At 43.7% G+C, this 26,127-nt stretch carries 22 protein-coding genes; 9 read left to right on the forward strand and 13 right to left on the reverse strand.

Going from position 1 to position 26,127, the window contains the following annotated elements; all coding sequences use genetic code 11:
- Window positions 1-125: 125 nt before the first annotated feature.
- Entirely contained in the window at window positions 126-944 is an 819-nt protein-coding gene (locus OSCI_RS15040) for a hypothetical protein (RefSeq protein WP_019487572.1), read from the reverse strand.
- A 591-nt stretch (window positions 945-1,535) separates the two neighbouring features.
- Here OSCI_RS15040 and OSCI_RS28540 point away from each other — a divergent pair.
- From OSCI_RS28540 to ctpC, 4 genes are all read left to right on the forward strand, one after another.
- Window positions 1,536-1,850 carry a Mo-dependent nitrogenase C-terminal domain-containing protein gene (locus OSCI_RS28540; RefSeq protein ID WP_007355865.1) on the forward strand — a complete coding sequence of 105 codons (315 nt, stop codon included), beginning with the start codon at window positions 1,536-1,538 and terminating at the stop codon, window positions 1,848-1,850.
- Window positions 1,851-2,107: 257 nt separating this feature from the next.
- Window positions 2,108-2,968, forward strand: coding sequence for an Npun_R2479 family HD domain-containing metalloprotein (locus OSCI_RS15045; protein WP_007355866.1), 861 nt, complete (start codon window positions 2,108-2,110; stop codon window positions 2,966-2,968).
- A gap of 309 nt (window positions 2,969-3,277) precedes the next feature.
- Window positions 3,278-5,203, forward strand: coding sequence for an alpha-amylase family glycosyl hydrolase (locus tag OSCI_RS15050; protein ID WP_007355867.1), 1,926 nt, complete (start codon window positions 3,278-3,280; stop codon window positions 5,201-5,203).
- Window positions 5,204-5,874: 671 nt separating this feature from the next.
- Window positions 5,875-7,188, forward strand: a complete 1,314-nt coding sequence (gene ctpC, locus OSCI_RS15055) for a carboxyl-terminal processing protease CtpC (protein WP_019487571.1) — start codon at window positions 5,875-5,877, stop codon at window positions 7,186-7,188.
- 124 nt (window positions 7,189-7,312) lie between these two features.
- Here the strand turns inward: ctpC and OSCI_RS15060 are convergent, their stop codons facing one another.
- Complete coding sequence (locus tag OSCI_RS15060; protein WP_007355869.1) at window positions 7,313-7,498, reverse strand: DDE transposase family protein; 186 nt, start codon at window positions 7,496-7,498, stop codon at window positions 7,313-7,315.
- Window positions 7,499-7,708: 210 nt separating this feature from the next.
- Here OSCI_RS15060 and OSCI_RS15065 point away from each other — a divergent pair, with 210 nt between their 5' ends.
- The gene (locus tag OSCI_RS15065) at window positions 7,709-8,044 is read left to right on the forward strand and encodes a hypothetical protein (protein WP_007355870.1); all 336 of its coding nucleotides are present in this window, start codon (window positions 7,709-7,711) and stop codon (window positions 8,042-8,044) included.
- A gap of 123 nt (window positions 8,045-8,167) precedes the next feature.
- Here OSCI_RS15065 and OSCI_RS15070 read toward each other — a convergent pair whose 3' ends face one another.
- The 3 genes from OSCI_RS15070 to crtH form a co-directional block, all read right to left on the reverse strand.
- Window positions 8,168-8,752, reverse strand: coding sequence for a YdeI/OmpD-associated family protein (locus OSCI_RS15070; RefSeq protein WP_007355871.1), 585 nt, complete (start codon window positions 8,750-8,752; stop codon window positions 8,168-8,170).
- A gap of 107 nt (window positions 8,753-8,859) precedes the next feature.
- Window positions 8,860-12,213 carry an EAL domain-containing protein gene (locus OSCI_RS15075; protein WP_007355872.1) on the reverse strand — a complete coding sequence of 1,118 codons (3,354 nt, stop codon included), beginning with the start codon at window positions 12,211-12,213 and terminating at the stop codon, window positions 8,860-8,862.
- Window positions 12,214-12,794: 581 nt separating this feature from the next.
- A complete protein-coding gene (gene crtH, locus OSCI_RS15080; RefSeq protein ID WP_007355874.1) occupies window positions 12,795-14,339 on the reverse strand; it encodes a carotenoid isomerase in 1,545 nt (514 codons plus the stop codon).
- 239 nt (window positions 14,340-14,578) lie between these two features.
- On the opposite strand from crtH, the gene OSCI_RS32015 reads away from it, so the two are divergent.
- The 4 genes from OSCI_RS32015 (at window position 14,579) to OSCI_RS15095 (ending at window position 16,367) form a co-directional block, all read left to right on the forward strand.
- The gene (locus tag OSCI_RS32015) at window positions 14,579-14,701 is read left to right on the forward strand and encodes a hypothetical protein (protein ID WP_267879557.1); all 123 of its coding nucleotides are present in this window, start codon (window positions 14,579-14,581) and stop codon (window positions 14,699-14,701) included.
- 81 nt (window positions 14,702-14,782) lie between these two features.
- The gene (gene upp, locus OSCI_RS15085) at window positions 14,783-15,433 is read left to right on the forward strand and encodes a uracil phosphoribosyltransferase (RefSeq protein WP_007355875.1); all 651 of its coding nucleotides are present in this window, start codon (window positions 14,783-14,785) and stop codon (window positions 15,431-15,433) included.
- A gap of 279 nt (window positions 15,434-15,712) precedes the next feature.
- A complete protein-coding gene (locus OSCI_RS15090) occupies window positions 15,713-16,027 on the forward strand; it encodes a hypothetical protein (protein WP_007355876.1) in 315 nt (104 codons plus the stop codon).
- A gap of 52 nt (window positions 16,028-16,079) precedes the next feature.
- On the forward strand, window positions 16,080-16,367 hold the full coding sequence (locus OSCI_RS15095) for a YggT family protein (RefSeq protein WP_007355877.1): 288 nt from the start codon (window positions 16,080-16,082) through the stop codon (window positions 16,365-16,367).
- Window positions 16,368-16,608: 241 nt separating this feature from the next.
- Here the strand turns inward: OSCI_RS15095 and OSCI_RS15100 are convergent, their stop codons facing one another.
- From OSCI_RS15100 to OSCI_RS15140, 8 genes are all read right to left on the reverse strand, one after another.
- On the reverse strand, window positions 16,609-17,286 hold the full coding sequence (locus tag OSCI_RS15100) for a J domain-containing protein (RefSeq protein WP_007355878.1): 678 nt from the start codon (window positions 17,284-17,286) through the stop codon (window positions 16,609-16,611).
- Between the two features lie 161 nt (window positions 17,287-17,447).
- Complete coding sequence (gene cysK / locus OSCI_RS15105; RefSeq protein WP_007355879.1) at window positions 17,448-18,410, reverse strand: cysteine synthase A; 963 nt, start codon at window positions 18,408-18,410, stop codon at window positions 17,448-17,450.
- 276 nt (window positions 18,411-18,686) lie between these two features.
- Window positions 18,687-19,127 (reverse strand): RrF2 family transcriptional regulator, encoded by a 441-nt coding sequence (locus OSCI_RS15110; protein ID WP_007355880.1) that lies wholly within the window; start codon window positions 19,125-19,127, stop codon window positions 18,687-18,689.
- A gap of 335 nt (window positions 19,128-19,462) precedes the next feature.
- On the reverse strand, window positions 19,463-21,589 hold the full coding sequence (locus tag OSCI_RS15115) for an iron uptake porin (RefSeq protein ID WP_007355881.1): 2,127 nt from the start codon (window positions 21,587-21,589) through the stop codon (window positions 19,463-19,465).
- Between the two features lie 511 nt (window positions 21,590-22,100).
- Window positions 22,101-23,747, reverse strand: a complete 1,647-nt coding sequence (locus OSCI_RS15120) for an HD family phosphohydrolase (protein ID WP_007355882.1) — start codon at window positions 23,745-23,747, stop codon at window positions 22,101-22,103.
- Between the two features lie 156 nt (window positions 23,748-23,903).
- Window positions 23,904-24,185: a 4a-hydroxytetrahydrobiopterin dehydratase gene (locus tag OSCI_RS15125; RefSeq protein WP_007355883.1), complete on the reverse strand. Its 282-nt coding sequence runs from the start codon at window positions 24,183-24,185 to the stop codon at window positions 23,904-23,906.
- 562 nt (window positions 24,186-24,747) lie between these two features.
- Window positions 24,748-25,458: a 16S rRNA (guanine(527)-N(7))-methyltransferase RsmG gene (gene rsmG, locus OSCI_RS15135; RefSeq protein ID WP_007355884.1), complete on the reverse strand. Its 711-nt coding sequence runs from the start codon at window positions 25,456-25,458 to the stop codon at window positions 24,748-24,750.
- Window positions 25,451-26,116, reverse strand: coding sequence for an ABC transporter ATP-binding protein (locus OSCI_RS15140; protein WP_007355885.1), 666 nt, complete (start codon window positions 26,114-26,116; stop codon window positions 25,451-25,453). Before OSCI_RS15140 ends, rsmG begins: the two co-directional genes overlap by 8 nt.
- Window positions 26,117-26,127: the final 11 nt, after the last annotated feature.

Genomic DNA, 26,127 nt, shown 5'->3' on the forward strand with positions numbered 1-26,127 from the left:
ATATCCCCCATCTCCCCCGCTCCCCCGCTCCCCCTCTCCCCCTCTTTCCCTAGTCCCTAGCCCCTAGCCCCTAGCCCCTTCTTCCCCTAGTCCCTAGCCCCTAGCCCCTAGTCCCTTCTTCTAATTTAATTAGGGATAGATTCAAATTCTGGGGGAAAGATATCGTCGGGTGCAGAATTAAAAATATATTCGTAATCAAAGCGGAAAGAATTTATATGACGCATAATAGCAAATCCACAATTGCAAACTTTATCTGTAGTAAAAGTTGCCATGACTAACTCGATCAACTTTTTATAGCTAATCTCAGGAACTTTGATATAGTAAGTACGGCGGGCAAAAAATATTTTTTCATCTTTAGGTACAACTAGAGCGTTGAGTTTATGGGCGTATTGAATCGGCTTGATGTAACTATTAATAAAAATTTCCTGGTTTTTCTGTAGCCTTGCCAACCTTTCCTGCTGCAACCAGCTCATTTTAAACATAATTTTAATGAACTCAATTCCTAAAATATAAGAGAAAACATTATTGCGCTCTTCTGTACTCAAAACTAAGCGTAATGCTGATTCTAAGTATTGATCTGGTTGTCGGTGTGTATCTTGAGCGGAATGGATATAAAATTGTCGAATATAGCCTCTAAGTACAGATTCATTCAGTTCAGTTTGAATGCGAAAACCGATGAGATGTTGCTTGACTCTGCTGAGAGTATCGACATCTTCTAGCATTTTTGAAACTAAGCCATCTGCTGTGTAATCATCCAAAAACTCTGCTTGCATCTGAGGAGAAGATGCACAAAGTATATAAGACAAGGACAAAACATAACGCCGCTGGTTCCAAGGCAAACTTTCAGCCCATTTTTTGACTTCGACAGGGAGTTTATCTAAAATAGTATTTGCCGGATTGTATTGTTGAGAAAAATCGGCGTATTGATGTTGTTGGTTAGCCATCATCTGAAACCGAGAGCGGTAAGTTGACAGAGTAATAAGTAGAAGGAAGAAGGAAGAAGGAAGAAGGAAGAAGGAAGAAAATTTTAGTTATCTAGGAGAGAAGGAAGAATGTTTATACAGTACGCTTTTTAGCCATCCCGATCTTATGTTTAATTAGGTGGATTTACTTAAATTGCAATTCTTAGCTAAGTGGAAATAAAGCTTATGCTAAGGTAGTTATAATTTATGAGCTATGAAATATTATAGAAGCCCCGATTAGTAGAAGGAGAAAGCTTTTGAGTATGTCTTTAAAATCCAAGTTCAAAAGTCATGTACAGTTTTGGCTTAGCCTACCCGTAGGGTAAAGCACATTGTGAGGAACGAAGCAATCTCAAAAGTCAAAGCTTAAAGCTCTCCAATCCTGCACCTTCCGCGATCTGCCTCACACTCTTAACCTGTTTAAAATCACAAAAATAGCTGATTTACCTCACCTCCCACTACTGTGAAAGTCACAGAGAGGACTTATTTGCATCACAGAGACAACGGTGAATTTAGCTGATGATTGAGACAGGTTGAAATAGCCTTGATTGAGAACAATTTCTAAAGTTAGTCATGGAAATTACTACAACTATTTTCTCAGAAAGCGATCGCTTGCACCCAAGTCTTAAAGATAAACTCCTGCACCCGTTGCGTCAATGGCTGGATGGGATTGAGGTGCGTGACCCCCAAATGGCTCGACGACTGTGCGAGTTCATTCCAGCTCAATGTCCCTTTGAGAGAGACATTTACCTATGGGGTCATCAGCTTTTCCACATACCACCTCTTTGCAAACTCAATCCGGTTTATGACGAATTGGTATGGTTGCGTTTCCGGGCGCTGTCGTTTTTGGCAGATGTATGCGGGGAAGATGTTACGCCTTACTGCTAATCGCAGGGGCGATCGCGAACTTGTTGGATAGATGGTCAGAGTATGGTAAATGGATGTTAAACTTTCCTGAAAGTGGGGTTGTATCCCGGATGTTTATTTCCGTAATTTGAGCAATAATAACTCATATTGGTGGACAAGTCTGTACAGACCTATTGAATCCAGATAGGTAGGTTGGTCAAAATCAACATCAAACGGTAGTAGCAGGTAAAAAAGTCCAACGGTAAATTCAAGACTCAGTTTGGGTAAAGGAACTGAAGATGTTTAATGTAACTGAGCTGCTAATTGATGATTTCGTGAAACGGCTGACTGATGGCTATCACCATACTTACGGAGGGTATAAGTCCGACTACGCAGATATTATTGGCTGGGCGGGCAGTATGGCTTTGGAAAATATTGCTAATAGTGATGCGCTTTACCACAATATCGAACATACTATTTTAGTGACGTTGGTGGGACAGGAAATTTTGCGTGGCAAACACATCCGTGAAGGTGGTGTTTCTTGCGAAGATTGGCTGCATTTTCACATATCTCTGCTTTGTCATGATATTGGGTATGTTAAAGGTGTCTGCCGCCAAGATCGATGCGAGTTGGGAGTATATGCGGCTGGTATAGGGGAGACTAAGGTTTCTTTGCCGTTTGGGGCGACGGATGCTAGCCTCGCGCCTTATCGAGTTGACCGAGGGAAACAGTTTATTGATGAGCGTTTTGGCGGTCACAAACTGATCGATACTGAGATGATTAAGCGCAATATTGAGCAAACTCGTTTTCCGGTGCCTGCGGGGGAAGATCGGCAGGATACGATTAATTATCCTGGTTTGGTTCGGGCGGCTGATTTTATTGGTCAGTTTAGCGATCCGCGATATTTGCAAAAGATTGGTGCGCTATTTTATGAGTTTGAGGAGTCAGGCATGAATCAGATTTTGGGCTATGAGCATCCGGGGGATATGTTGCAGGCATATCCTCAATTTTACTGGAATGTGGTTTATGGGTATATTAAGGATGCGATCGCGTATTTGGAACTGACGCAGCAGGGAAAACAAATTGTTGCTAACCTCAGCGCGAATGTCTTTCGGGTAGAACACCCTGCGGTTACTTCTGAGTTGGCGGTAGTGAGTTAGCAGTAATAACGCTTTAAGTAGTCGCACGAAATTAATTACATCAGGACTTAGGTAAAATCACAGTCCGGTTGCCATCTTGGAGGGTCAAGTCACCCCCAAGATGGCGGCGCTACGTCACGGAACTAATAACAGTATCGACGGCTGTGACATTTCTCCTCAACCATGAGTCCGCCCTCAGTCTAAAGGAAGATTGCACGCACAAAAACATTCCGTATGATGCTGTAAAAGGCAGTCTTAACAGTGAGCAAATATAGCCTTGCTCACTGTTAAGCAAATTTTGCTATTAAACTATATCTGAAAGCTAATCTTATGACACCCGTTACTCCCACTCAAACTTCAGAACAATATCACGTAAATAATCCCCAAGCAGAAGTTGAAGCTCTCGTAGAAGAAGTTAAACAGGAAAGCGAGATTGACTTAGAATTTCTATATACCAGAGATATAGAATTTCGCCAAGAAACCATTTATTTCATCGTAGTTGACCGCTTCTTCGATGGCGACGCAGAAAATAGCGAAGGGCCAAACCCGGAACTTTACGATCCAGAAGGAAAAGACTGGGGAAAATATTGGGGTGGTGACTTACAAGGAGTTATTGATAAACTTGACTACTTAAAAAACCTGGGAGTGACAGCGCTTTGGCTGACTCCTTTGTTCGAGCAAGTTGAAGCTTTATTTATCGAACAAGCTGCTATTCACGGTTACTGGATCAAAGATTTTAAACGGCTCAATCCTCGTTTTATCGCCAAAGATGAAAATCCTTCTCTTAACGCGACCCAAGAAACAAGAAATACAACTTTTGACCGTTTAATTGATGAACTTCACAAACGGAATATGAAACTTATTCTGGATATTGTCTGCAATCATAGCAACCCAGATTTTAGCGGTAAAAAGGGCGAACTCTACGACGATGGAGTGAAAATAGCTGATTTCAACGACGACAAAAATAACTGGTATCACCACTACGGCGAAGTTCAAAACTGGGAAGATGAATGGCAGGTGCAAAACTGCGAACTTAGTGGTTTAGCTACTTTCAATGAAAACAATATCGAGTACCGAAACTACATCAAATCAGCGATTAAACAATGGTTAGACCGAGGTGTTGATGCTTTACGAGTGGATACAGTTAAGCATATGCCAATCTGGTTTTGGCAAGAATTTAACGCTGATATTTTAACTCATCGGCCCGATGTTTTCATCTTTGGAGAGTGGATTTATAGCGATCCCAGAAGCGACAAGTCAGTTGAATTTGCCAATGAGTCTGGAATGACAATTTTGGACTTTGGCTTATGCGTGGCAATTCGAGGAGCTTTGGCGCAGGGTGCGGAAGGAGGATTTAATTTAATTCAGGATGTTCTGAACCTGGATCATCGCTATTACGGGGCAACGGAGTTGATTACATTTATTGACAATCACGATATGCCCCGGTTTCAATCATTAAATTCTGACCCAGAAATGCTACGGCTGGCGATTGATTTAATTATGACAACTCGCGGTATTCCCTGCATTTATTATGGTACTGAACAGTACCTCCACGATGATACAGATGGCGGCAATGACCCCTATAATCGCCCGATGATGGAAAGTTGGGAAACCGACACGCCAATTTACCGAGATCTGCGATTGCTCTCTGGTTTGCGGCGGCTAAATCCTGCTATTTCACTGGGTAGCCACTGGCAAAAGTATTTGACTCCTGATGTTTATTGTTATGTGCGGCGATATCGGGATTCAGTGGTATTTGTAGCCATGAATCGGGGTACTCCTGTAACAATTGAATCGGTTGATACTGAGTTACCAGACGGAGAACATACAGAGGTTTTATCACGCCGCAAGTTTGAAGTTAAAGACAGGATGTTGCATAATTTAGAGCTCGATTCGCGCGAAGTAATTATCTTCAGTCATGTCGGGGAGCGAGTTAAGGGGCAAGTAATTGTACGGGCGCAGCTCAATAGCGTTCAAACTCAGCCGGGTGAGAGGATTGTGGTAATCGGAGATTGTCCCGAATTGGGCAACTGGGATATTAGTAATGCTTACCCACTGGAATACATTAATACTAATACTTGGTTTGGGGAAATTCCTTTTAATGAAAGTGCGGGCAAGCTGATTGCTTACAAGTACGTTTTATTGCGGGAGGGACAGTCACCGCTGCGAGAAAATCTGGTTTGCCGCCGCTGGGTTTTAGCTCACGAAGGCACGGTTAAATGGCGCGATAAATGGTCATCAGGACGTGAGTCTTAGAGGAGGTTTTAAAAGTAGGGTAGGGTGGGAAAAAACTCACAAGGCTGATGCTGAGATTTGAAGAAACCAGCACCTTGTGAGTAATTTTTTGACTCGCTTATAACAGACTTACGCAGATCGTCCCAGAAACCGGGTTTTTGAGAGAATCTGTGGATAAGGGCGAAGTATTTTCGTCAAAAAACCCGGTTTCTTTGGTTGGTTGCGTAAGTCTGTTATACTTTTAAAACATCTTCAAAGATTAGTCGATCAAAACCCAGTTTATTTAGCTCTATTATGATAATTTCTTTGCTATTTAGCAGCAATAGCAATATTAATCTCTTCAAATCTGACTTTTCGCCACCTTAACTCCCTCAAATTATGAATCAAATTATGAAAAGGTAATGACAAAACTGCTTTACGCCTCAATAAAGCCAGTTAAGTTACTCTAAAATAGGTTATACTTTGTACTAAACTCTAGAGCTAGCCTCCCTTGTCGCTGTACATCTTTACATTTACCTTCAGCAATTGGTTAGCACCGCCGTCTCCGCACTGACTTTACCACTGAGACGGCGACCTTACCTTAGCGATACTTAATAGTCCTATTTTAATTGTTAATTTTTAATTCCTGACCGTTGCGTGTGTTACATTGAGCTTAACTATTTCACAACCTTTTCCTCCAGCACAGCAGACAGATGGTAATAACAAAACGTGGGCTTATTCTAAGTGCGACAGCGGTTATGCTGACTGCTGTCACAGTAACTGGGGCAGGTATTCATCTTTCCCAAAGTCAAGCATCCTTTCGCCAGAGCCCCAAGGAACTGGTCGATGAAGTTTGGCAGATAATTGACAAAAGTTATGTAGATGGTACTTTCAACCAGATTGACTGGAAAGCAGTGCGGAATGATTATCTTAACCGTACTTATACCAATGACGAGGAAGCATACAAGGCTATCCGGGAAATGCTGAAGAAGCTGGATGACCCTTATACGCGGTTCATGGACCCGGAAGAGTTCAGGAATATGCAGATTGATACTTCTGGGGAATTGACTGGCGTTGGTATTCAGCTAACTCAAGATGAGGAAACGAAAAAGTTGGTGGTAATTTCGCCGATAGAGGATACTCCTGCTTTTCAAGCTGGGATTTTGGCGAAAGATATTATTACCAAAATTGATGGGAAAAGTACGGAGGGAATGGATACGACTCAGGCGGTAAACCTGATTCGCGGCCCGATTAATAGCCAAGTGACGCTGACAATTTTACGAGGAAATAAGGAAATAGATTTTAAGCTAAAGCGGGCTAAAATTGAAATTCATCCTGTACGTTCTTCTGTTAACAAAAGTTCAGCGGGAGATATAGGATATATCCGCTTGAATCAGTTTAGCGCCAATGCGGCATCGGAAATGCGAGATGCGATCAAGTCTTTGGAACAAAAGAAAGTAACGGGCTATATCTTAGATCTGCGATCGAATCCAGGGGGTTTGCTCTATGGAAGTATTGAAATTGCGCGGATGTGGCTTAAAGAAGGTACTATTGTTTCCACAGTCGATCGCTTAGGTGAAGCCGATCGCCAAACGGCGAATCAACGAGCGATGACAGATAAACCATTGGTAGTTTTGGTGGATGGCGGTTCTGCGAGTGCTAGTGAGATTTTATCGGGTGCTTTACAGGATAATAAGCGAGCCGTTTTGGTGGGAACCAAGACTTTTGGTAAGGGTTTGGTGCAGTCAGTAAGGGGTGTGGGCAATGGTTCGGGGATGGCGGTAACGATCGCGAAGTATTTTACACCCAATGGCACGGATATTAATCATGCGGGGATTGAACCAGATTTTAAGGTTGAGCTGACGGAGGCCCAAAAGCAAGAATTGAGGAGCGATCGTAATAAGATTGCGACGCTAGCAGATCCGCAATATACCAAGGCTTTGGATGTTTTGACTCAGGAGATTGTCGCGAAACAAGGAAGCAATCATCAGGCGGAAACGAAAGCTAAATCAAAGAGTAAAAAGTAAAACAGGAATTACGCGATCGAGCAAAGAAACCGGGTTTTTTAGCGAATCTACGGCTTGTAAAGAAGTATTTTGGTTAAAAACCCGGTTTCTGAAACCCCAGGTGTAAGTCTTAATACTTTAGCTGTTATTGAGGTTGGCATTTTCCCGCTCGAATTAAACCGATACGACGTGCGATCGCTTCTTGTTGTGAATTATAGGGGCCCCACTTTTCTATGAGGGTGGGGTTTTCTTTTTTTTCTACTTGTTCGCTGGGGATAATTTCGCAATGGCCTGGGGGTTGTTTGACTATATAAAATTGAGATGTTGTCATGGGTGGATGTGGGAGAAAAGCTAGACTATAGTGTAGCAAATAGCCGCTATCAGCTATAATTTTAACATCAAAACACAAAGCGATCTCATATACCTATCTTTTGATAGATTTTGACTACTCTAAAAATCATTTTTTATATTTATGTTAAGCTTGGCTTGTCATAGCTAAATATTAAACACTCATACATCAATTCATCGGGAGTTTCAAATAATGAAGTTTAAATCCTTGCTTAGTTTTGCGATCGCTGCTATCGCGACATTTACTATTCCTGAAGTAGTTTTAGCTCAGACCAATGCTAATTTAAGTCAGCGCACGAGTATTACTCAAATTTCCGGTGAAGTCGTCAAAGTCATCGATGATGATAAATTTATTTTGAACACCCCCAACGGACAAATTGTAGTTGAAGGAGACTCGGATCTTCTCGGTCGCGTCAACCTGACTGTAGGTGAAAAAATTACAGTTAGCGGAAAATATGACGACGATAACGAGTTTGAGGGTAAAACCCTTACTCGCAGTAATGGTGAAAGTTTCAATATCGATGACTAAACCAATCGTTAATCAGTACAAGTGTTTAGTCTTCTTAAAACGCGATAAGTCTTTTCAAGAGCGACCAATCCTTTAAGAGAAAAAGCTTAACTAGCAATATCAAAACTCAACATAGCCTTTCACCTATCGTGTTAATGGATTTTTGTTATCTGCTGCTAAATTTATAGTTTGCTCAATTCTTTTCAACCTTGTCTCTGGACGTTTAGCACTGTCAATCCAAAACAAGATACTCTTTTTATTGGAATTACTAAATGCCTGAAAATATCTGTTTGCAGCTTCATTTGCTTCTAATGCCTGCATTAAATCCTGGGGAATTATTAATGCTTCAATTGCATCTAACAAAGTCCACGATCCATCTTGTTTTGCCACTTCAATCTTTTTAATACCGGCCTCAGTCATCAAATCCTGTGCGAGCAGTTCTTCAATATATTGCTTGTTTAATTTTGACCAGACACTTTTAGGCTGGCGCGGAGTAAATATCTGCATATAGCGTTCTTCATCTAATGATTTGACCTTACTATCAATCCAGCCAAAGCATAAGGCTTCTTTTACCGCTTCAGTATATTTAATACTTGGTAAATTACTTTTGACTTTGTAGTAGATCAGCCACACACCTCTAGAAGTGTTACAGTTTTTCTCCAACCATGCTCGCCATTCCCGGCGATCTTTAGCATAAATGGTTTCTAATTGGCAATCGAATTGTAGCATAAAACGAGTTAATCTGAATGGTGCGAGTAAATTAATGCCAGTAAATTATAGAGAATAGCCATCAGACTCTCCTAGATAACTAAATTTTTCTTCCTTCTTCCTTCTACTTAACAAGCCAGCTTCCCTTCAAAAGTTAGAGATTTTGCCGGAAACTCCCCCAAAACTTCCTCCTCACTATCAGCAACTATTAAATGAAAAGGCTGAGGTTTTCCCAAATAATACCCCTGGGCATAATCTACCCCAAGTTCTTTAAGTTTTTCCATCACAGCTTCATTTTCCACATATTCAGCAATAGTTTGGATTCCCATGACATGACCAATGCGATTAATCGCCTCCACCATTGCTAAATCAATCGGATTATCTACAATATTTTTCACAAAATTGCCATCGATCTTCACAAAATCAACAGGCAAACTTTTCAGATAAGCAAAAGAAGACATCCCACTGCCAAAATCATCTAGAGCAAAACAACAGCCCAAATCCTTAAGTTTTCTAATAAAATTTGCCGCTTTACTGAGATTGGCAATAGCTAGAGTTTCGGTAATTTCCCAACAAATCGCCTCCGGTGGTATCCTATAGGTAGTAAACTGCTCGTGCAAGAAATCAATAAACTGATCGTCATTAATACTAGCCCCCGACAAATTCACAGCATACAGGGAATTAACATTTTGACGACGCGCCTTACCAAGAGTAGAAAAAGGCAGATTGGATTTTGAATTTTCTTGTTTGGGGAACACAAAACTAGGAGCATCTTGCAAATAACCAAACAAAGTACGGATTACCCAACGGTCAATCGAGTGCATCAAATTATAGCGTTCAGCCGCAGGAATAAACGCCATAGGTGAGACCATCTGACCTTTCTCATCTCGGAGGCGGAGGAGAATTTCACAATGTTCTGGACTACCTTTGACATTAATCAAAGGCACAATTGGCTGACAATAAAGGCTAAACCAATTCTCTTCCAAAGCTTGGTTAATTCGCACAGCCCACTGAGTTTCCCCCCGCTGCTTTGCCAATTCGCGATCGCCAATTTGGTAAACCTGCACGCGGTTGCGGCCTTTATCTTTAGCCGCATAGCAAGCAACATCCGCTGCACTCAAAATACAGGAACTAGAGGTTGCATCTACATTAATGGCCGCGATACCAATACTGACACCAATAGAAAAAGTTTTGCCTTGCCAGGTAAACCGAAAACTCTGAATAGATCGTAACAAAGACTCGGCAGCATCCAATCCTTTTTCTGGAGGGCAATGATAAAGTAGTACAGCAAATTCATCCCCTCCCAGGCGAGCCAGAATATCAGTTTTCCGAATCTTACTTTTAAACAAATCGCTCACTTGCCGCAGCAATTCATCACCAGCAATATGACCGCAAGTATCATTAACAATTTTAAAGCGATCGAGATCCAAATAGAGCAAAATATGCTCTTCCTTCAGATTTTGCGCTCCCAAAATAGCCTGTTCTAACTGATACTCAAATTCACGGCGATTGACTAAACCAGTCAAAGCATCATGAGTTGCCTGCCAAGATAATTGCCGGGCCTGAGTGCGAACCTGAGTAACATCTCGAAAAACGACTACTGCCCCAATAATGCGACCATCGCTAGTATGAATCGGGGCAACGGAATGATCGATCGCAAACTCGCGGCCAGATATAGCAACCAAAATCCCATTATTTGTCTGGTCAACAATCCGATCCTCAAGCAATGCTGTCTGAGTAATATTTTCCATCGGTGCGCGAGTGATTTCATTCACAATCCTCAGCACCTTAGCTAGCAGCAAACCTTTGGCCTCAGTAGTTGACCAACCTGTAAGTTTTTCAGCTACTGGGTTAAGAGAATAAATCCGACCTCCAGCATCAGTGGTAATTACACCATCGCCAATCGATTGCAACGTCACCTGAGCCAGTTCTTTTTCCTCGAAAAGTGCCTGTTCCATCTGTTTGCGATCGGTAACATCTCGCTGTACAGATACCCAATGAGTTAAAACTCCCTGTTCATTATTTACAGGTACACTATTAAGCTCTACCCAATAAATCGAACCATCTTTGCGATAATTGATCAATTCAATTCGCAATGGTTCTCGCCGCAAAAACGCTCTACGAATTTTCGCGATCTGGGCAAGATCGCTAGCTGGGCCTCGTAAACAATTAGGCGTTTTACCTACAATTTCTTCAGGGCGATAACCCGTCATCTGAGTAAAAGCTTCATTGACATAAACTATCGTGGGATCTGAGGCATCTAAAAATCCTCCATCCATAATTACAATCGCGTCATTAGCACTGACTACGCAAGATTCTAGGAGGCGGAGGCGCTGTTCGGCCCGTTCGCGGGTGGCCATTTCGCTTTCTAGCTGCGTGTTAGCCAAACTTAAGGAAGCGATCGCACTTTTTAGTTCGCTAGTCCGTTGTTCTACTGCCAAATGCAAAGCATCAATAATCCCTGACATTTCCATAGGGTCAAGGACGCGCAGCAAATTAGTTTGAGTCAGAATTCCTAACAATTCTCCTCGATCTCCTGCTACTACTAATCGCCGTACATAACGCTGCTGCATTTCTTGATGAGCCACCCACAGCGAATCTTCTGGCTTGAGAGAAAATAGCGGCGTACTCATCACCGTTTGAGCCTCTACCTGAGACAAATCTAACTCTAGGGCCTGAAACTGTACGATGTCTCGCTCTGTTACCATTCCAATCGGAATGGGGGGGTGAGTTTTGGCTGGAAAAGGGTAGATATTTCCTTTGGAATTGGGAGGAAATTCCGCAGATTGTTCCTCACTTTCCTGTTCTACCTCTTTGGCAATTACAATACAGCTCACGCGGTGTTCGGCCATCAACTGCGCTAAACTCAACACTGAAGCAGTAGGAGGAGCTTGGATCACATCCAGTGCCATCACTTCATCAACACTTCGCATCTTCAGAATATTTGCTGGTTGTAGCATCGCTTTCCGAATACTTTCTGGCGTAACAACTCCTACGAGTTGACCTTTAGTATTTAATATAGGCAAGTGACGAATTTGATGTTGGCGCAGCAAGATTAAGGCAGTGAAAACATCCTGATCCTTACATTCTGTGAGGGTGACAACTGGCATACTCATAACCTCGGCAACAGTAGTTCCTCTTAATTTCTGACCCGAAGCAATTAGTTGGACGAGATCCCGCTCAGTGAAAATCCCTTTTAAAATTGAAGGTTTAGAAATTTCTTGCCTTGAGTCTTCGATGACAAAAACGCAGCCTGCTCTGGATTCTCCGATAATTGGTGCGGCCAGAGATTGGGATACTTCTGTTGTTGGGGGATTGAGAGGTACGCAGGGAATATCTTGTTCTACTGGGCAACTGCTGTGAATCTGGCCCATGAGCGTAACCACTTCTATTAATGGTGTATTCGGTGCAACTGCCAAGGGGAAGCGATCTATAACTTGATCTAAGGTTGGCAAATACATGGGAGAATCATTTTTTTGCATGGTTAGTTTACCTTTAGGTTCGCTTATGGCCTACAGCATTAAAGAAAGGTACAGCCTCCTTTGTAGGTAGCTGGTCTGTTTTTTGAGAACCTTGTCGCAAAGACCTCAATTAAAGTTTTTTTTGTAAAAATCCACCCTGTTATCTGGTTCGGAGCCCCACCGATCCCTAGCTTTACGCGCAGATTAGGACTACCCCAGTTTGTCTTAAATTAGGAGAATATCTAGATTTTCCCTGCAAATGTTAACGAAGTGTGAAAATTTAATAAAAAATAATTTTATTCTGTTATATGGAACAATCAATAAGGTTAAGTTATGGTTTTTTTGATTTTTTTGGGAAAACATTATTGTTTTTTATATCAAAAGGTAGATACGGAAAAATTCATTCAATGTTATGTAGCCAATAAGGTTTTCTTTGCGTTCAATAAAAATCGCGCGATCGCTAACTGCTAAGTAAATAAACCTAGTCATTTGTAGGATGGCTTTAACCCTTTGTACCAAACCAATCAAACGAGGTAATTGGTTAACAGTTAACCGTTAACAGTTAACCGTTAACCTTTAATTGTGGGCATCTGCGTTGACACTCAAAATCCCAAATCCACAGCAATTCGATGAGCGCAAGCAAAACCGGAAAAAGCGACAGCATTCAAACCCTGACCCGGAAACGTACTATCTCCCACACAATATAACCCAGGAATAGAAGTCCGATTAAAAGGCATTCCCAGCAAACCCAATAACTTTCGCTGTGGAATCGGCCCATAAGTCCCATCTTCGCGGCCTAAAAATCGGCGGTGCGATCGCGCCGTACCGACTTCCATATAATCCAAACCCGCATCTAAACCCGGAAAAATCTGCTCTAACCTCTCAATAACTCTCCCCGCCGCCTCTTCTTTTTTCTCCTCATACTCCTTCACCGATAAACCTTCCCACTCCTCCATCCAACTCGGCGTAAAAGTATGAACAATATGATATCCTTTCGGTGCCAAACTCGGATCTAGCAATGTGGGAATTGACACAAAAATCGTCCCTTTCGGTGCTTCCATTTTATCCCAATTTTCTAATAAAATATGGTGACACGCCGTATCCTTGGGCAATACAGAAGCTTCAACACCCAAATGTAAACTCAAAAAACTCGGAGATTTCTGATAGCGTTGCTGCCATTTCTTCTCTTTACTAGGCATTGCCTCCGCAGGTAATAACTTCTCAAAAGTATCCCAACGAGTAGCATTAGAAACTATCCGTTTTGCCCGATAAACTTCGCCAGTTGTTAATTCCACACCCACCGCGCGGCCATTTTCTGTAATAATCCGCGCTACCCTAGCTTTATACTGAATTGTTCCGCCAGCTTTTTCCAACCCTTCTACTAATTTTTGAGCAATTTGCCCAACTCCGCCTTTAGGATAGTTAATGCCACCGTAGTGCCTGTCAGAAAACACCATCCCTGCATTAATCATTGGCGTTAATTCAGCGGGAACTACTGACCAACAGTAACACTCAATGTCAATAAATTTGAGTAAATTTGGATCTTTAATGTAGCGACGAGCAATGTCACCGACATTCTGAGGTAAATACTTCACCAACCCCAAACAAGCAAGGGGATGCTTGAAAAACACTCGCATCAGATATCCCACTTCCTCCAGAGAAAGCAACTCCATCGCGTTGAGGCAGTTGAACACCTGCCAGCACTCATCGTAAAATTGCCTGATTCCTTCCCGCTCTTGAGGAAATTTATCAATTAGTTCTTGCAAGAATTTCTCATATACTTGGTGAACTTGGATTTCCAAACCGTTAGGCAGGTGATAGTGAATCTGCACGGGATCGGGAATAGTTTCCAAGCTGACATTCACCGCTTGCAGGGCACGGGTGAGCAGGTTAGTAGTACCCTTTTGCCCAAACCCAAAAATCATCGATGCCCCGACATCAAACCGATACCCATCCCGGTCAAAGTAACCCGCACTTCCGCCGGGAATAACGTAACTTTCGAGTACGAGAACTTGGGCTCCCTTGGCGGCTAGCTGGGTGGCTGTCACCAGTCCTCCAATGCCTGAACCGATGACGATGACATCAAACTCCTTGGTTTGTTGAGGGGGGATAGCAGAAAATGACTGGGATGGGGTGGAAACGGACATTTTGATTTTAGATTTTAAATTTTAGATTTTAGACTAATTCCCCGCGCAAAGCCAAGGGCAATTGTCTGTAACGCCGCTATCCTGGCGGTATCTTTATCCCCAGAATGGCGGCGTTACTATGATGTGGAAAGTTCTGGTGAAAAAAAAATGCGGGAACAGTCTACCATTGCCGACTGCCCCCGTCTGCCGATCCTTTGAGAGGAGAACACTAAAAATCACTATAACCTTGTTGCAAATTTATGTCAACTCTATTGGAAAACTTTTTCAATAACTTATATGCCTTGGCGGTTGCTATACGTAACGCCACCCTCTGGGCGGTATCTTTGCCCCCCAGAGGGCGGCGTTACGAATCGGGGGTATGATAGTTTGGGTGTTGGAAATTGAAAAATTCCACCTTGCCTCTAAAACTTTCTCAAACTCCTATTTTCTCTAATTTTCTACCGATGCCTCCCCAACTCCGCGTGTTCGTCCCCCCTCATCCTTTAATCAAGCACTGGCTAGCTGTCGCCCGCGACGTGGCTACACCGTCGGTATTATTTCGCTCGGCCATGACGGAATTGGGGCGGTGGTTGACTTATGAGGCGATTCGAGATTGGCTACCTACGGTGGATGCAATGGTGCAAACGCCTTTGGCTGAATGTCCGGGTACGTTTATCAATCCAGAAGCGCCGCTAGTTGTGATTCCTATTCTGCGGGCGGGGTTGGGATTGATGGAAGGAATTCAGACTGTGGTTCCCCTAGCTGCGATTTATCATCTCGGTATGGTGCGGAATGAGGAGACGCTGGCAGTTAGTTGTTATTTGAATAAGTTACCGCCGGAGTTTAACCCGGAAACGCGGGTTTTAATTAGTGAGCCGATGTTGGCAACTGGGGGGACGATTATCAAGACAATGGAGGAATTGACTCAGCGCGGGATCGATCCTAGCTTGATTCGGATTATCTCTGTGGTGGTTGCTGCACCAGCTTTGCAGCGTTTAAGCGTGCTGTATCCGAATTTGAATATTTATACAGCAGGGATCGATGAGCATCTGAATGAACACGGTTTTATTGTACCGGGACTGGGTGATGCTGGCGATCGCACTTTTGGCACTTAATAACTAGGGGCTAGGGGCTAGGGACTAGGGACTAGGGAAGAAGGGAAGAAGGGAAGAAGGGAAGAGAATCAAGGGGGGAAGGACATCAGGATGTCCTAAACACCTTGGTGGTTGCTATAACTTACAATCCTTAAAGCGGGATTAAAACGAGGCTAAAAAATGTTATAATCTCAAAGAAAATAGCTTAAAAACCTTGCGAGGTAAGCAGTTTTAATCCCGATCGGAGATTGAAATGAGCTGAGTTTTAGTAAAGAAAATATTGCATGGGTCGGTGAAAGCATGAGCAATCGAGATGGTTTTACAGGGGGGTTTATTGCAGGAGCTGCGATTGGCGGCTTAGTGGGTGCAGTTTTAGGCACTGTACTTGTTCGCCGCGCTACTGAAAATTCACTGGCTGAATTCTCCGAGATCAAGGGTAACAAAGGTAAAAAGCGCCAACTTGAAAGCGAACGCATTGAAGGAGCTCGCCTGAGTCTGGAAGATAAAATTGCACAACTAAATCAGGCAATTGATGATGTGCGCTTGCAGCTTGGCAGTGTGAATGGGAATTCACCAGCTCATAACGGCGAGGAATCGCTGGCTGAAGACCAGTAAGCCGATTTGTGCTAAAATTGAAATCAAAGTCGTTTTAAACTTTAGTAAAGAAATGAGTTCTTCAATAGGTCTGCTAGCCAGTACCCTGGCGACATTTGTGCAAATATATCTAGTTCTGATGATCGTGCGGGTACTTTTAAGCTGGTTCCCCAATATTAACTGGTTCGATCCGCCGTTTTCGATCTTGAGTCAGTTAACAGATCCTTACTTAAATCTATTCCGTTCGATTATTCCCCCTTTGGGTGGAATTGACTTTTCTCCCATGATTGCGTTTTTTGTCCTCCAAATCGCGGCTCAACTTTTAACCGGTTTGTTAGGTAATTTGCAAACTGCGATTTAGTTGCTAAGGCTTTATCTTAACAGCTTCCAGTCTGCTAAATGTTGGTAACTGCTAGCAAAGGTTGAGCAAGCTTTCAAGTTGCAGTAAGCGGATGATGGCCTCTAACATCATCCTATTTTTTTGCCGATTTTAAGTAGAAGGAAGAAGGAAGAAGGATTTAGTTATCTAGGAGAGAAGGAAGAACGCTTATACAGCTAACTTTTTAGCCATCGGTATCTTCTGTTTAAGTAGGTGGATTTACTTACAAAATCTCTTTAAGAGTAGCTTGTGCCTCCCGTCGCAATCTACCCGCTATTTTAAAGAGCTCTTGACCTGTATGCAAGTAGCGATCGTCATAGTTAAGCGCGAACATTTCTAAATCTTCGATTCCATCTGAAACGTGATTGAGACAATAATAAAACTGAGCAGCAACTCCTGCTAAATTAGGCGGATTTGGCAGAGAACGAAAAAGACTATAAGCCTTTTTAAGAAAGTCGCGAGAGGTGTCTAAATAAATTTGAAATGCTCCTAAAAGTTCGTCGTCAAAAGGATCTGCTGATAATTTCTCTATTTCCTTCTTTAGAGGAGTAAGAATGTGGGTAAGCATTCTATTAACTGGTTTATAAACTTTTTTGAGCCATTGTTCTATTTGCTCATCGGCATCCTGTCCAGTTTCTTTTTTGCGATAGTTATGGCGAATGTCTGGCTTTGGCTGTTGAGGTTTTTCTGAAAGTTCTCGATCGTAATAATGTCGCCGCTGAGGATCGCCTAACACTTCATAAGCTGCATTTAGGCGAATTATTTGCTCGTGACCTGCTGTTTCCTTGTTGCTATCGGGATGTAATACCTTCACCAAACGGCGATAGGCTTGCTTAATTTCAGCTTGAGTTGCTGTTGGGTTGATATTTAGGGTTTTGTAGTGGTTAGTAGTAGCGCCCACGCTTGCTTTACCTCAAAAAAATATAATTAATTCCGTAACGCCGCCCGGAAAGGTGGTAAAGATAACGCCTTTCTGGGCGGTGTTACGTAAGTTATCACAGAAATAGAAAGCGATCGCACTTAATCTTGCGATCGCTAATTGCCCAAAAGCCCCTAACCTACTTAGCCGATCAGAGCTGCTATGCTCAGATCTGATTCTTGGAACAAAGGCGTACTCAAATAGCGTTCGCCAAAGCTAGGTTGAACCATGACAATTAATTTGCCTTCATTTTCCGGCCGCTTAGCTACACAAATGGCGGCGCATAAAGCCGCACCGCTAGAAATACCAGAAAGCAGTCCTTCTTCTCTGGCTAAGCGACGACTATAAGCGATCGCTTCATCGTCCGTCACAATCACAGTCTCATCAATCAAGTCCACATTCAAGACTGGGGGAATGAAACCAGCACCAATACCTTGAATTTTGTGAGGCCCAGGCCTTCCACCAGACAGAACTTGGCTATTTGCGGGTTCGACTGCGATCGCCTTAAACTCAGGTTTTCGCTCCTTAATCACTTCCGCCACACCCGTCAGCGTCCCCCCAGTACCGACCCCAGCCACCAAAATATCAACTTCACCATCTGTATCTTCCCAAATCTCTAAGGCCGTTGTCTGGCGGTGAATTTGGGGGTTAGCAGGATTCCGAAACTGCTGTAACATATAGGCATTCGGCGTTGTCTCCACAATCTCCTGAGCCCGGCGAATACAGCCACTCATCCCCTCAATCCCTGGCGTGAGTTCTAATTGCGCCCCGTAAGCTCGCAACATCGCTCTACGTTCGCTACTCATAGTTTCGGGCATAGTTAAAATCAACTGATAGCCTTTAGCCGCCGCTACCATTGCCAGTGCAATTCCCGTATTACCCGATGTCGGTTCCACCAAAATCGTTTTTCCCGGAGAGATTAACCCCTCCAGCTCTGCTGCATTCACCATGTTAACGCCGATCCGGTCTTTCACCGATGATGCAGGGTTCATGCTCTCCAATTTCACGACAATTCTCGCCACACAGCCTTCAGCTTGCGGGATACGGTTTAGTTGCACCAAGGGTGTGCGACCGACTAATTCTGTAATGTCACGAGCAATACGCATAATATTTGTTAGTTGTTGGTTGTTAATTGTTGACTGTTAGTTGTTAGTTGTTAGTTGGAAAAAATAAATAAACTAATAATGCCACCGTCTATCAAGTTTGTAGTAGCGACTTTAATCGCTTTCTTCTCCAATTAAGCGACTTTAGTCGCTAGTACGATGAACACGAAAGTTTGTTTATCTAGTTAGTCATAGCTATGAGTTGCTAGTTATTGATTGTCAAATATTAACAACTAACAACTAACCATTAACCACTAACCACTAACCACTAACCATTAACTAGATGTAATACATGATATCTAACTGCCGCCTAGCATTTAGCCTCTCGGTGAGATCCTGTAGCGTATATTTTTGTAAAACAGAGTTAGCTATTTCGCGAGCTTCCTGCCAAACCTCAAATACTACAGCACTTTCCAAAGTTTTAGTGGTGCTATTGTTCTCAGAGCGATCCATGTCTGCTCCTTCCAGACAATTTAGAATTTCTAAAAGTGTAATTTTCCAGGGTTCCCGCGCCAAAAGATAACCTCCCTTGGCCCCTCGCTGGCTACGGATAACACCCCCACGCCTGAGTGTGGCTAACAGTTGTTCTAGATAGCGATCGGGGATATTTTGCTGGGAAGCAATAGAGCGAATTTGCAGGGGTTCTCCCTCATTGTAGTGAGCTGCTAGCTCCAGCAGAGCTAGAATTGCATATTCGCTTTTACACGAAAGTTCTACCATAATACAAAGAATTAAAATCCCAGATTTATGAACAGAAGAGTCAAAATTCAATAATTTTCTGACTTTTGACTTCTAAATTTTGACTTCTTACTTTATTATATCCCGGTTCTCCACTGGGGTTTAACGAATTTCTGCCAATTCACCATTAAAAAGAGGAGCGGGGGAGCGGGGGAGCAGGGGAGCGGGGGAGATGGGGAGAAATTTTTTCGATTAGCAATTAGCGATTAGCAATTAGCAATTATAGCAACCGCCAAGACCGCAAAAAAAACCCTGCAAAAGCAGGGTTCTGTATGGAACTTGGAGTATGAGAAGGAATACTTAGCTCACCATACCTATTAGAACGTGAATGTTGTTCTCAGCGTACCGATAATGATGTCATCGTTATCATCATTTTGGTTGGGGTTCGTAATCCACACGACACCTGGTGTTACGGAAATATTGTCCGTTAGCTGGAACTTGTAGAAACCTTCAATGTGGTAGGAAGAATCATTGCCGAAGCCTTTATCCAAACCATCGCGAGCCTCAAAGCTAGCTAGGTAAGGTTCGCGACCTAGTACAATACCGCCCAAGTTACCCTCTTTTCCAAGGTCTGGGAAAGCTAAGGTGACAGCGTAGTTCCAAATTTTGGCATCGCCGAGACCGATCGCGCGAGCAGCGGTATATCCAACCCAGCCACCCAGTACAAACCTGCGGTTCAGGCGCAAGGAGGCTTCTAGACCGTAGGAGTTACTGACAACTCGCTTAGCGCGATTACCTTCATAAAAGCCTTCAGTTACACCATTGAGGGAGTTAGCTACGCCAGTACCCGTGAAACCGCCCAGTGAGTCAGTACCATTCGCTAAACCGTTATCAAACCCGAAGTTACCCCGGTCGAAATAACCGTGATTGTAGCTCAGAGCAAACTGGAAGTTTCTTCCCGGTGTGAAAGTAAGCTGGGCCATCGCTGCATAGTCGCCACCGAACAAGCCATCGCTCTCAGCGGGGCTAGACGCTGTTGCTGCTAGATAGCCGAAGGAGAAAGAGGTTGGGCCAAAGATACCACCCAAGAGTCCTCTGCCGCCGAAGGCATAGTCAAAGCCAAGACCTGCACCACCGCCTAAACGGTAAATTGGGTTTCTCTGTGCAAAAGATGTGAGCGCACCGTTACCACCGTCAAAGTCTTCAAAGTAAGGGTTGACAGTGGGGATAATATCGTCCCAAGTACCAGCGTTAGCTGCAATGGTGACATTCAACCGCGAAGTTGCGGGGAATTTGTACAGCAGGCTATCCAGGGTAAAAGTATTACCTGTGTTACCAACTGCTTGCCAAGTTTGTAAGCCTTCTTTGGTAGCGCCAAAATTAAAGTTCTGACCGTTGCCAACTTGCAATCTGGTCAGCAATAAATCTCTACCAGTGAAGCTGGTATTTAAGTTGAGGCGAACGCGCTGTTGGAATACAGCCTCGTTGTTATCAGAACCAAAGTCTCGGTCGTCGTCACCAAAATCGCGACCGAAGGCACTAAAGCCTAAACCGCCGCCAAAGTCATCGCTGAGAGCGAAAATTGCTTCCCCAGTTAGTTTGGTGGTAGTAGAGAATTGGTTGGCTTCTAGTTCGGCAGTCCGAGCTTCAAGAGCATCGACGCGACCGCGCAGGGTAGCCAGTTCAGCGGCAAATTCTTCTTGCAAGCGTTGGAGAGCTGCCAAGTCTTCTCTGCTGACTAGGTTAGCTGTGCCAGCACCGATCAGTTCGTTGACTCGTTCCAAGCAAGCGTTTAAACCAGCGGCGAATTCGTAGCGGGTCATTGCCCGGTTGCCGCGATAAGTACCGTCAGGATAACCTGCAATACAACCGTAGCGTTCGACTAAGGATTGCAGTGCTTGAAATGCCCAGTCTGTGGGCTGTACGTCAGAAAGTTGAGAAACTGAGGTAACTTGACCCTGAGTTTCGCCGTTGGCTGAACCTTCGCTGCTGTACTGATTAAGTTGTTCTAATGTTGCTGCCGGATTGTTAGTTTCTGGGGCAGCAGTTTGAGCCAACACTTCAGCAGAATTTGCTAAAGTTGGTTGTGTCTGTTCTACAGCTACCGGGGCTGGTGCTTCCAGTGGGGCGGCGCTGATTTGCTCTGGTACACCCAATTCTAGTTGCAGTGTACTGGCTTGCTCTGTTACAGAGTTATCGGTAACTGCTGCTGTAGGGTTAGCTGCGATCGCGTTGGTTGCGGTCTCTAGTTTTTGCCCTACAATTGCTGGCTCTGTTTTTACTTCAGAGGCATTGGAAACTTCTTCAACCTGGGTAACAGGTGTTTGCTCGGTTACTGCTACAGGCTCTAGCTGAACTTCGGAAGCTTTCGTTTGTGCAGCTTGTAGCTTGAGAGCTTCAGCATTAGGTTGGCTGCTGGTAGCCATAGCACTAGCTGAGACAACTAGGGTTGCTCCCAACAGAGCTGGGCTGATTAACAATGAACTCCAGAAAAATTTAGACATATTCACTCTCATCCTCACACCGATTACAGAGAGACTATTGTAGCCTTCTATTTGTTAACATTCCCACCCCTAAAATGGGAATGGGATTCTCTAAAGCTTTCACTTTAGGTATCCCTAGTGATAGGGTGCTTGGGCGCAATCCTTTTGCCCCTAAAGGCGGTCTGCTATCCTAAGTCTTACAACGAGCTGCGTCTAGCGTTTAGGGACTTCTCCCTGGTTTGGCAGAATCTCTGCTTACCTGTTAAAGGCGTTGTGCGCGGCCCGTTAAAAATTTGTCAGTCGTTGATAGGTTAACACAATTTGGCAAGTAGATCAAAATACGATTTTGTTCTTTTTATCTTTTCTCTACTGGTTTTGAGGGCCCGGATTCGGCTTTGGGATAATTGCTGGTTTCAGTTTACCCGATCTTGACCGTTGGAGACTCCGGGTGGGGATCGCATTGGTCAAGATTGCCTAAGAGGGTTTAGAGTTTGAAGTAATTATCTATTTTTGCCATAACTTTGACAAGGGTTCAAGCTAATTCTTCAAGTTCAACCTCTAAGGCGTGTCCCAGTACAGTGAAGACTTGGCGGTGTTCGAATAGTTCCAACAACTCGCCGCTGATTTTATTTTGAGCGACTTCTTGCCGCATAATTTTCAAAGCTACTTCTGTTGGCAAGCCGCGTTTGTAGGGGCGATCGCCTGCGGTAAGTGCATCATATATATCTCCGATCGCCATAATCTGAGCCTGAACTGGAATTTCTATATGTCTTAAGCCACGAGGGTAGCCGCTACCATCTAGTTTCTCGTGGTGTCCATAGGTAATGTTGGGTACATCTTTGAGATCCTTTGTCCAAGGAATCCGCTTCAGAAATTCGTAGGTGTGGGTGACATGAGATTCTATCGCTAAGCGTTCGTCTGGTGTCAGATTCCCTCTGGGAATCATCAGTTGAGCGATTTCTTCTGGGGTGACGAGGGGCTTGACTTTACCATCTATATCTCTATAACTGTAGTCGGAGAGTTCTCGCAGTTGGCTGAGGGGTTCTTCTGCTAGAATGTGTGGCTCATTGGCTTCTAGGAGGACATTCCAGTAACTAGCTAGTCGAGAAACCTCTGCTGCTAATTCTCCATCAAGTCCTTGGAGATATTGGCAATGAGAGCATTTCTCTTCTGTGTCTAGATGGAGATCGCTCGGATTCTGCATTAAGTAGCTAAATTTAGATTGAGCGCACTGCATTTCTAGTGTCCGGTGCGCTACGGCAAAACGGTTGCGAATGACGTCGAGTTGTTCTGAGTAAAGCTTTTTCTGTTTGGTTAAGATGGCTTCGGGTACGCCGACTTTGCCGAAATCATGGAGAAGGGCGGCGTAACGAATTTCTTGAATTTGGCGATCGCTAAAATAAAGGGGGCGTAGTGGGCCTGTTGAGATCGCATTCACTTCCTCTGTCAGTCGCACTGTCAAAGCTGCAACTCGTTCTGAATGTCCAGAAGTGCAGGGGTCTCTGGCTTCAATTACTTGCACGGATGCTCTGACAAAGCCTTCAAATAGTTGTTCTATACTATCTTGCAGTTGATTGCGCTCAATAGATATGGCCGCCTGAGAAGCGAGCGATCGCACGATCCTCTGTTCCCACTCTGAATAAGGCTGTGTTAACTCCAAAGTGTTCCGATCTGTGAGCACGGCATCGGGTCTAATTTTGCGGTTAATAAGCTGAATCACGCCGATGGTATCGCCTTGGCGGTTTTCCATCGGCAGTACCATGACTGAGCGAGTACGGTAAGATATATCCCGGTCAAAATTTGTATCGAGCCGATAAGGTACTCCTGGGGGTAAATCGTAAGCGTCTGGTAAGTTTAAGCTTTCCCCTGTCAGAGCTACGTAGCCTGCCAAGCTTTGATGTGTCATTGGTATGGCAAACTCGTTAAAGGAAAGGCTGGGCTGAGATGCGTTTTGGGCTACTTTAAATAGTAATTTCGATGTGTTGTCGGTATGGTCTACTAAGTACACGCTGCCCGCATCACTGCTGGTGATCTCTCGACTCTTTGATAGAATCAGATTTAATAGATCTCGCAAATCCTGGGTACTGGACAAAGCTGCACCGATATCTAATAGCTGCTCTATTAGCTCAGTTCTCTCAGCAGACTCGTTCAAGAACTCTTGCTTCTCAAATATGATCATGACTTGGAGGATGGCGAACAGCCGTTATACTTTGGACTTCTGCATCTCGACTTTCTCACTCCTGATTCTAGCCCAGCACAGTTGCGAAATTGCAATCTTTCTGCTATCTTTCTGTCGCCGGATGCAAAAACTCCTGTTGGGAGGTGGGAAACCTTTTTAATTTAAAGTAGAAATTTCCTGAGCCAGGGTAAAGTCTTTTTCTGTTAAACCTCCTGCATCGTGAGTTGTCAAGCTAATTGTCACCTTGTTATAGGAAATTTCAATGTCGGGATGGTGTCCTGCGGCTTCAGCAGGTGCGACTAATTTATTCACAAACGCGATCGCCTCTACAAAATCCTTAAATTTCCTGATCGACTGAATTTCCTTACCATTTACTGTCCAGCCCGACAATTTGGCGATCGCTTCTTGAATTTGGGTATCACTCAGCAATTTAGTCATGATTTTCTTATTAAAGGCATGGTATTAATATCCCATTTTCCCAAAAGTTTACCAAAAACTATCCGCTCTCACCAATAGTATTAAGCAAAAGCTTCATACTATTCGGTGAGAGCGGTCTAGCGGGTCTTCAGATTAGAACCTAACTGCCGGGTGGAACCCTAGATCTGCCTAGTTATCCAAGGGATATTGTTCCCCGTTGGGAACGCAGGCTAAATGCTAGAGAGCAGCCCCGGCACGCAGCCGGCATTCTCCAACCTGATGACCCATGGTTATACTACTTTCTATCATGGGCATCACCTCCTTTGTTACCCTAAATGGTTTATTTCAAAAGTTCTACTGTTATTTAGAATAACACAGGAATCAGGAAAAGCAAAGGATCGGCCTAAAATTTTTTTCGAGGGTGGGTGCGGCCAATTAAATATATTTTTTACAAACATATTAATTGTGGCAGCACTACTCTACTGTCGCCGTCCCCTTAGTCAGGGAATAGAGAGGATTGGTTGAGTAAATTATTATATAGAAATGCAGTAAGTAAATCCTTCTTCCTTCTTCCTTCTTCTTATCATGTATTTTTCCGCAAATAAACGCAGTGACGCACGCTCTGGCTCACGGGAGTGGTAAAGGCTTCAACGAGGGCGATCGCACTACCCAAATCCTCAACAACTGACTGCAAATCTACTTCTTCCTCAACCGTCCAATTACCCCGATAAAGAATAGCGAAACCGCCAGGTTTTAGCAATGGCAAAGAATATTTGGCACAAATTGATGCTGATGCGACTGCTCTGAGAAAAGCCAGATCGTAAAATTGTCGATGCTGCGGCTGGTGTGCAATTTCCTCCGATCTGCCAATCAAAGGAACAGCATTTTTTATCCCTAATTCCGGGACTAAAGTTTCTAGAAAAGAAATTTTTTTGCGCGTCCCATCCAGTAAAGTGACTGTGAAGTTAGGAAGTGCGATCGCAATTGGCAACCCTGGGAAACCCGCACCCGTTCCAATATCGATGACTTTCTGCATCGGTTTTAAGGGTAATTCATCAATTGCCCCCAAATTATTAGGTGACAGCAGGGGTGCAATTCCCCGCAAAGAATCCCAAAGATGTTTTTCCCAAAACTCTAATGGTTCAGTAATCCGAGTTAAATTCAGGTGTTTATTGCCATCAATAATTAATTCATAAAGCTGTTGAAATTGTCGCTGCTGCTCATCATTTGGCTGCCATGAGAGCGTTTGCTGCCACAATTCATTCATCTCAGGTAGCGTAGCTGTACTAAACATGGCTTGTCTCTGGAATTTCTAATTTACTATTATCGACAGGCTGCAAATCGCCGTGATTCAAAGTCCAACAGCGATCGGCAATACTCAACAAATCGCTCGGATCGTGAGTTACAACTAACAAAGTCCAATGATTTTTGAGTTTATTTAATAAACTCACTAATTGCCGCCGCATTGACCAATCTAACCCCGCTGTTGGTTCATCTAATAGCAGCAAATGTGGCTGACGAATTAGCTGCACAGCTAATGCTATTCGCCGCTGCTGACCGCCGCTCAAAGCATGAGGCGAAGCGTGTAGGGGCAAATGTGCGAGTCCTACTTCTGTCATAGCTTGGCTAATTTGTTCTTGCCCTATTTCTGGATGTCCTAATCGCAATTCTTCTAAGATTGTACCCCCGCAAAAATGCCGTTCTGGAAATTGAAATACTAAGCCTCCTAACTGTTGTAAATGTTCTGGTGTCAACTCCTGTTCCCGCCAGCGGATATCACCGCTAGTTTTTTCTGCAAGACCAGCTAAAATTTCCAATAATGTACTTTTGCCAGAGCCACTACGACCAACTATCAGCCCCATCTGCTGTGGCGATAGTTCTAAGTTAATATTTTTGAGAATAGCTTCCGGGCAGACGGTGGGGTGATAGACTAAGTTTCTCAGATAAAGCATTAAATTGATTG

Origin of the sequence: Kamptonema sp. PCC 6506 (genome assembly GCF_000180455.1) — a bacterium.
GTDB lineage: Bacteria > Cyanobacteriota > Cyanobacteriia > Cyanobacteriales > Microcoleaceae > Kamptonema > Kamptonema formosum.

Excerpts from the sequence above, each read along its gene's own strand:
- crtH (WP_007355874.1), bottom strand. The coding sequence starts at position 14,339 with ATGTCCGTTTCCACCCCATCCCAGTCATTTTCTGCTATCCCCCCTCAA.
- OSCI_RS15070 (WP_007355871.1), bottom strand. The coding sequence starts at position 8,752 with ATGCTACAATTCGATTGCCAATTAGAAACCATTTATGCTAAAGATCGC.
- cysK (WP_007355879.1), bottom strand. The coding sequence starts at position 18,410 with ATGCGTATTGCTCGTGACATTACAGAATTAGTCGGTCGCACACCCTTG.
- upp (WP_007355875.1), top strand. The coding sequence starts at position 14,783 with ATGCCTCCCCAACTCCGCGTGTTCGTCCCCCCTCATCCTTTAATCAAG.
- OSCI_RS15125 (WP_007355883.1), bottom strand. The coding sequence starts at position 24,185 with ATGACTAAATTGCTGAGTGATACCCAAATTCAAGAAGCGATCGCCAAA.
- OSCI_RS15120 (WP_007355882.1), bottom strand. The coding sequence starts at position 23,747 with ATGATCATATTTGAGAAGCAAGAGTTCTTGAACGAGTCTGCTGAGAGA.
- OSCI_RS15065 (WP_007355870.1), top strand. The coding sequence starts at position 7,709 with ATGAAGTTTAAATCCTTGCTTAGTTTTGCGATCGCTGCTATCGCGACA.
- OSCI_RS15045 (WP_007355866.1), top strand. The coding sequence starts at position 2,108 with ATGTTTAATGTAACTGAGCTGCTAATTGATGATTTCGTGAAACGGCTG.
- OSCI_RS15040 (WP_019487572.1), bottom strand. The coding sequence starts at position 944 with ATGGCTAACCAACAACATCAATACGCCGATTTTTCTCAACAATACAAT.
- OSCI_RS15075 (WP_007355872.1), bottom strand. The coding sequence starts at position 12,213 with ATGCAAAAAAATGATTCTCCCATGTATTTGCCAACCTTAGATCAAGTT.
- OSCI_RS15090 (WP_007355876.1), top strand. The coding sequence starts at position 15,713 with ATGAGCAATCGAGATGGTTTTACAGGGGGGTTTATTGCAGGAGCTGCG.
- OSCI_RS15110 (WP_007355880.1), bottom strand. The coding sequence starts at position 19,127 with ATGGTAGAACTTTCGTGTAAAAGCGAATATGCAATTCTAGCTCTGCTG.
- OSCI_RS28540 (WP_007355865.1), top strand. The coding sequence starts at position 1,536 with ATGGAAATTACTACAACTATTTTCTCAGAAAGCGATCGCTTGCACCCA.
- rsmG (WP_007355884.1), bottom strand. The coding sequence starts at position 25,458 with ATGTTTAGTACAGCTACGCTACCTGAGATGAATGAATTGTGGCAGCAA.
- OSCI_RS15060 (WP_007355869.1), bottom strand. The coding sequence starts at position 7,498 with ATGACAACATCTCAATTTTATATAGTCAAACAACCCCCAGGCCATTGC.
- OSCI_RS15095 (WP_007355877.1), top strand. The coding sequence starts at position 16,080 with ATGAGTTCTTCAATAGGTCTGCTAGCCAGTACCCTGGCGACATTTGTG.
- OSCI_RS15050 (WP_007355867.1), top strand. The coding sequence starts at position 3,278 with ATGACACCCGTTACTCCCACTCAAACTTCAGAACAATATCACGTAAAT.
- OSCI_RS32015 (WP_267879557.1), top strand. The coding sequence starts at position 14,579 with ATGTCAACTCTATTGGAAAACTTTTTCAATAACTTATATGCCTTGGCG.
- OSCI_RS15115 (WP_007355881.1), bottom strand. The coding sequence starts at position 21,589 with ATGTCTAAATTTTTCTGGAGTTCATTGTTAATCAGCCCAGCTCTGTTG.
- OSCI_RS15140 (WP_007355885.1), bottom strand. The coding sequence starts at position 26,116 with ATGCTTTATCTGAGAAACTTAGTCTATCACCCCACCGTCTGCCCGGAA.
- ctpC (WP_019487571.1), top strand. The coding sequence starts at position 5,875 with ATGGTAATAACAAAACGTGGGCTTATTCTAAGTGCGACAGCGGTTATG.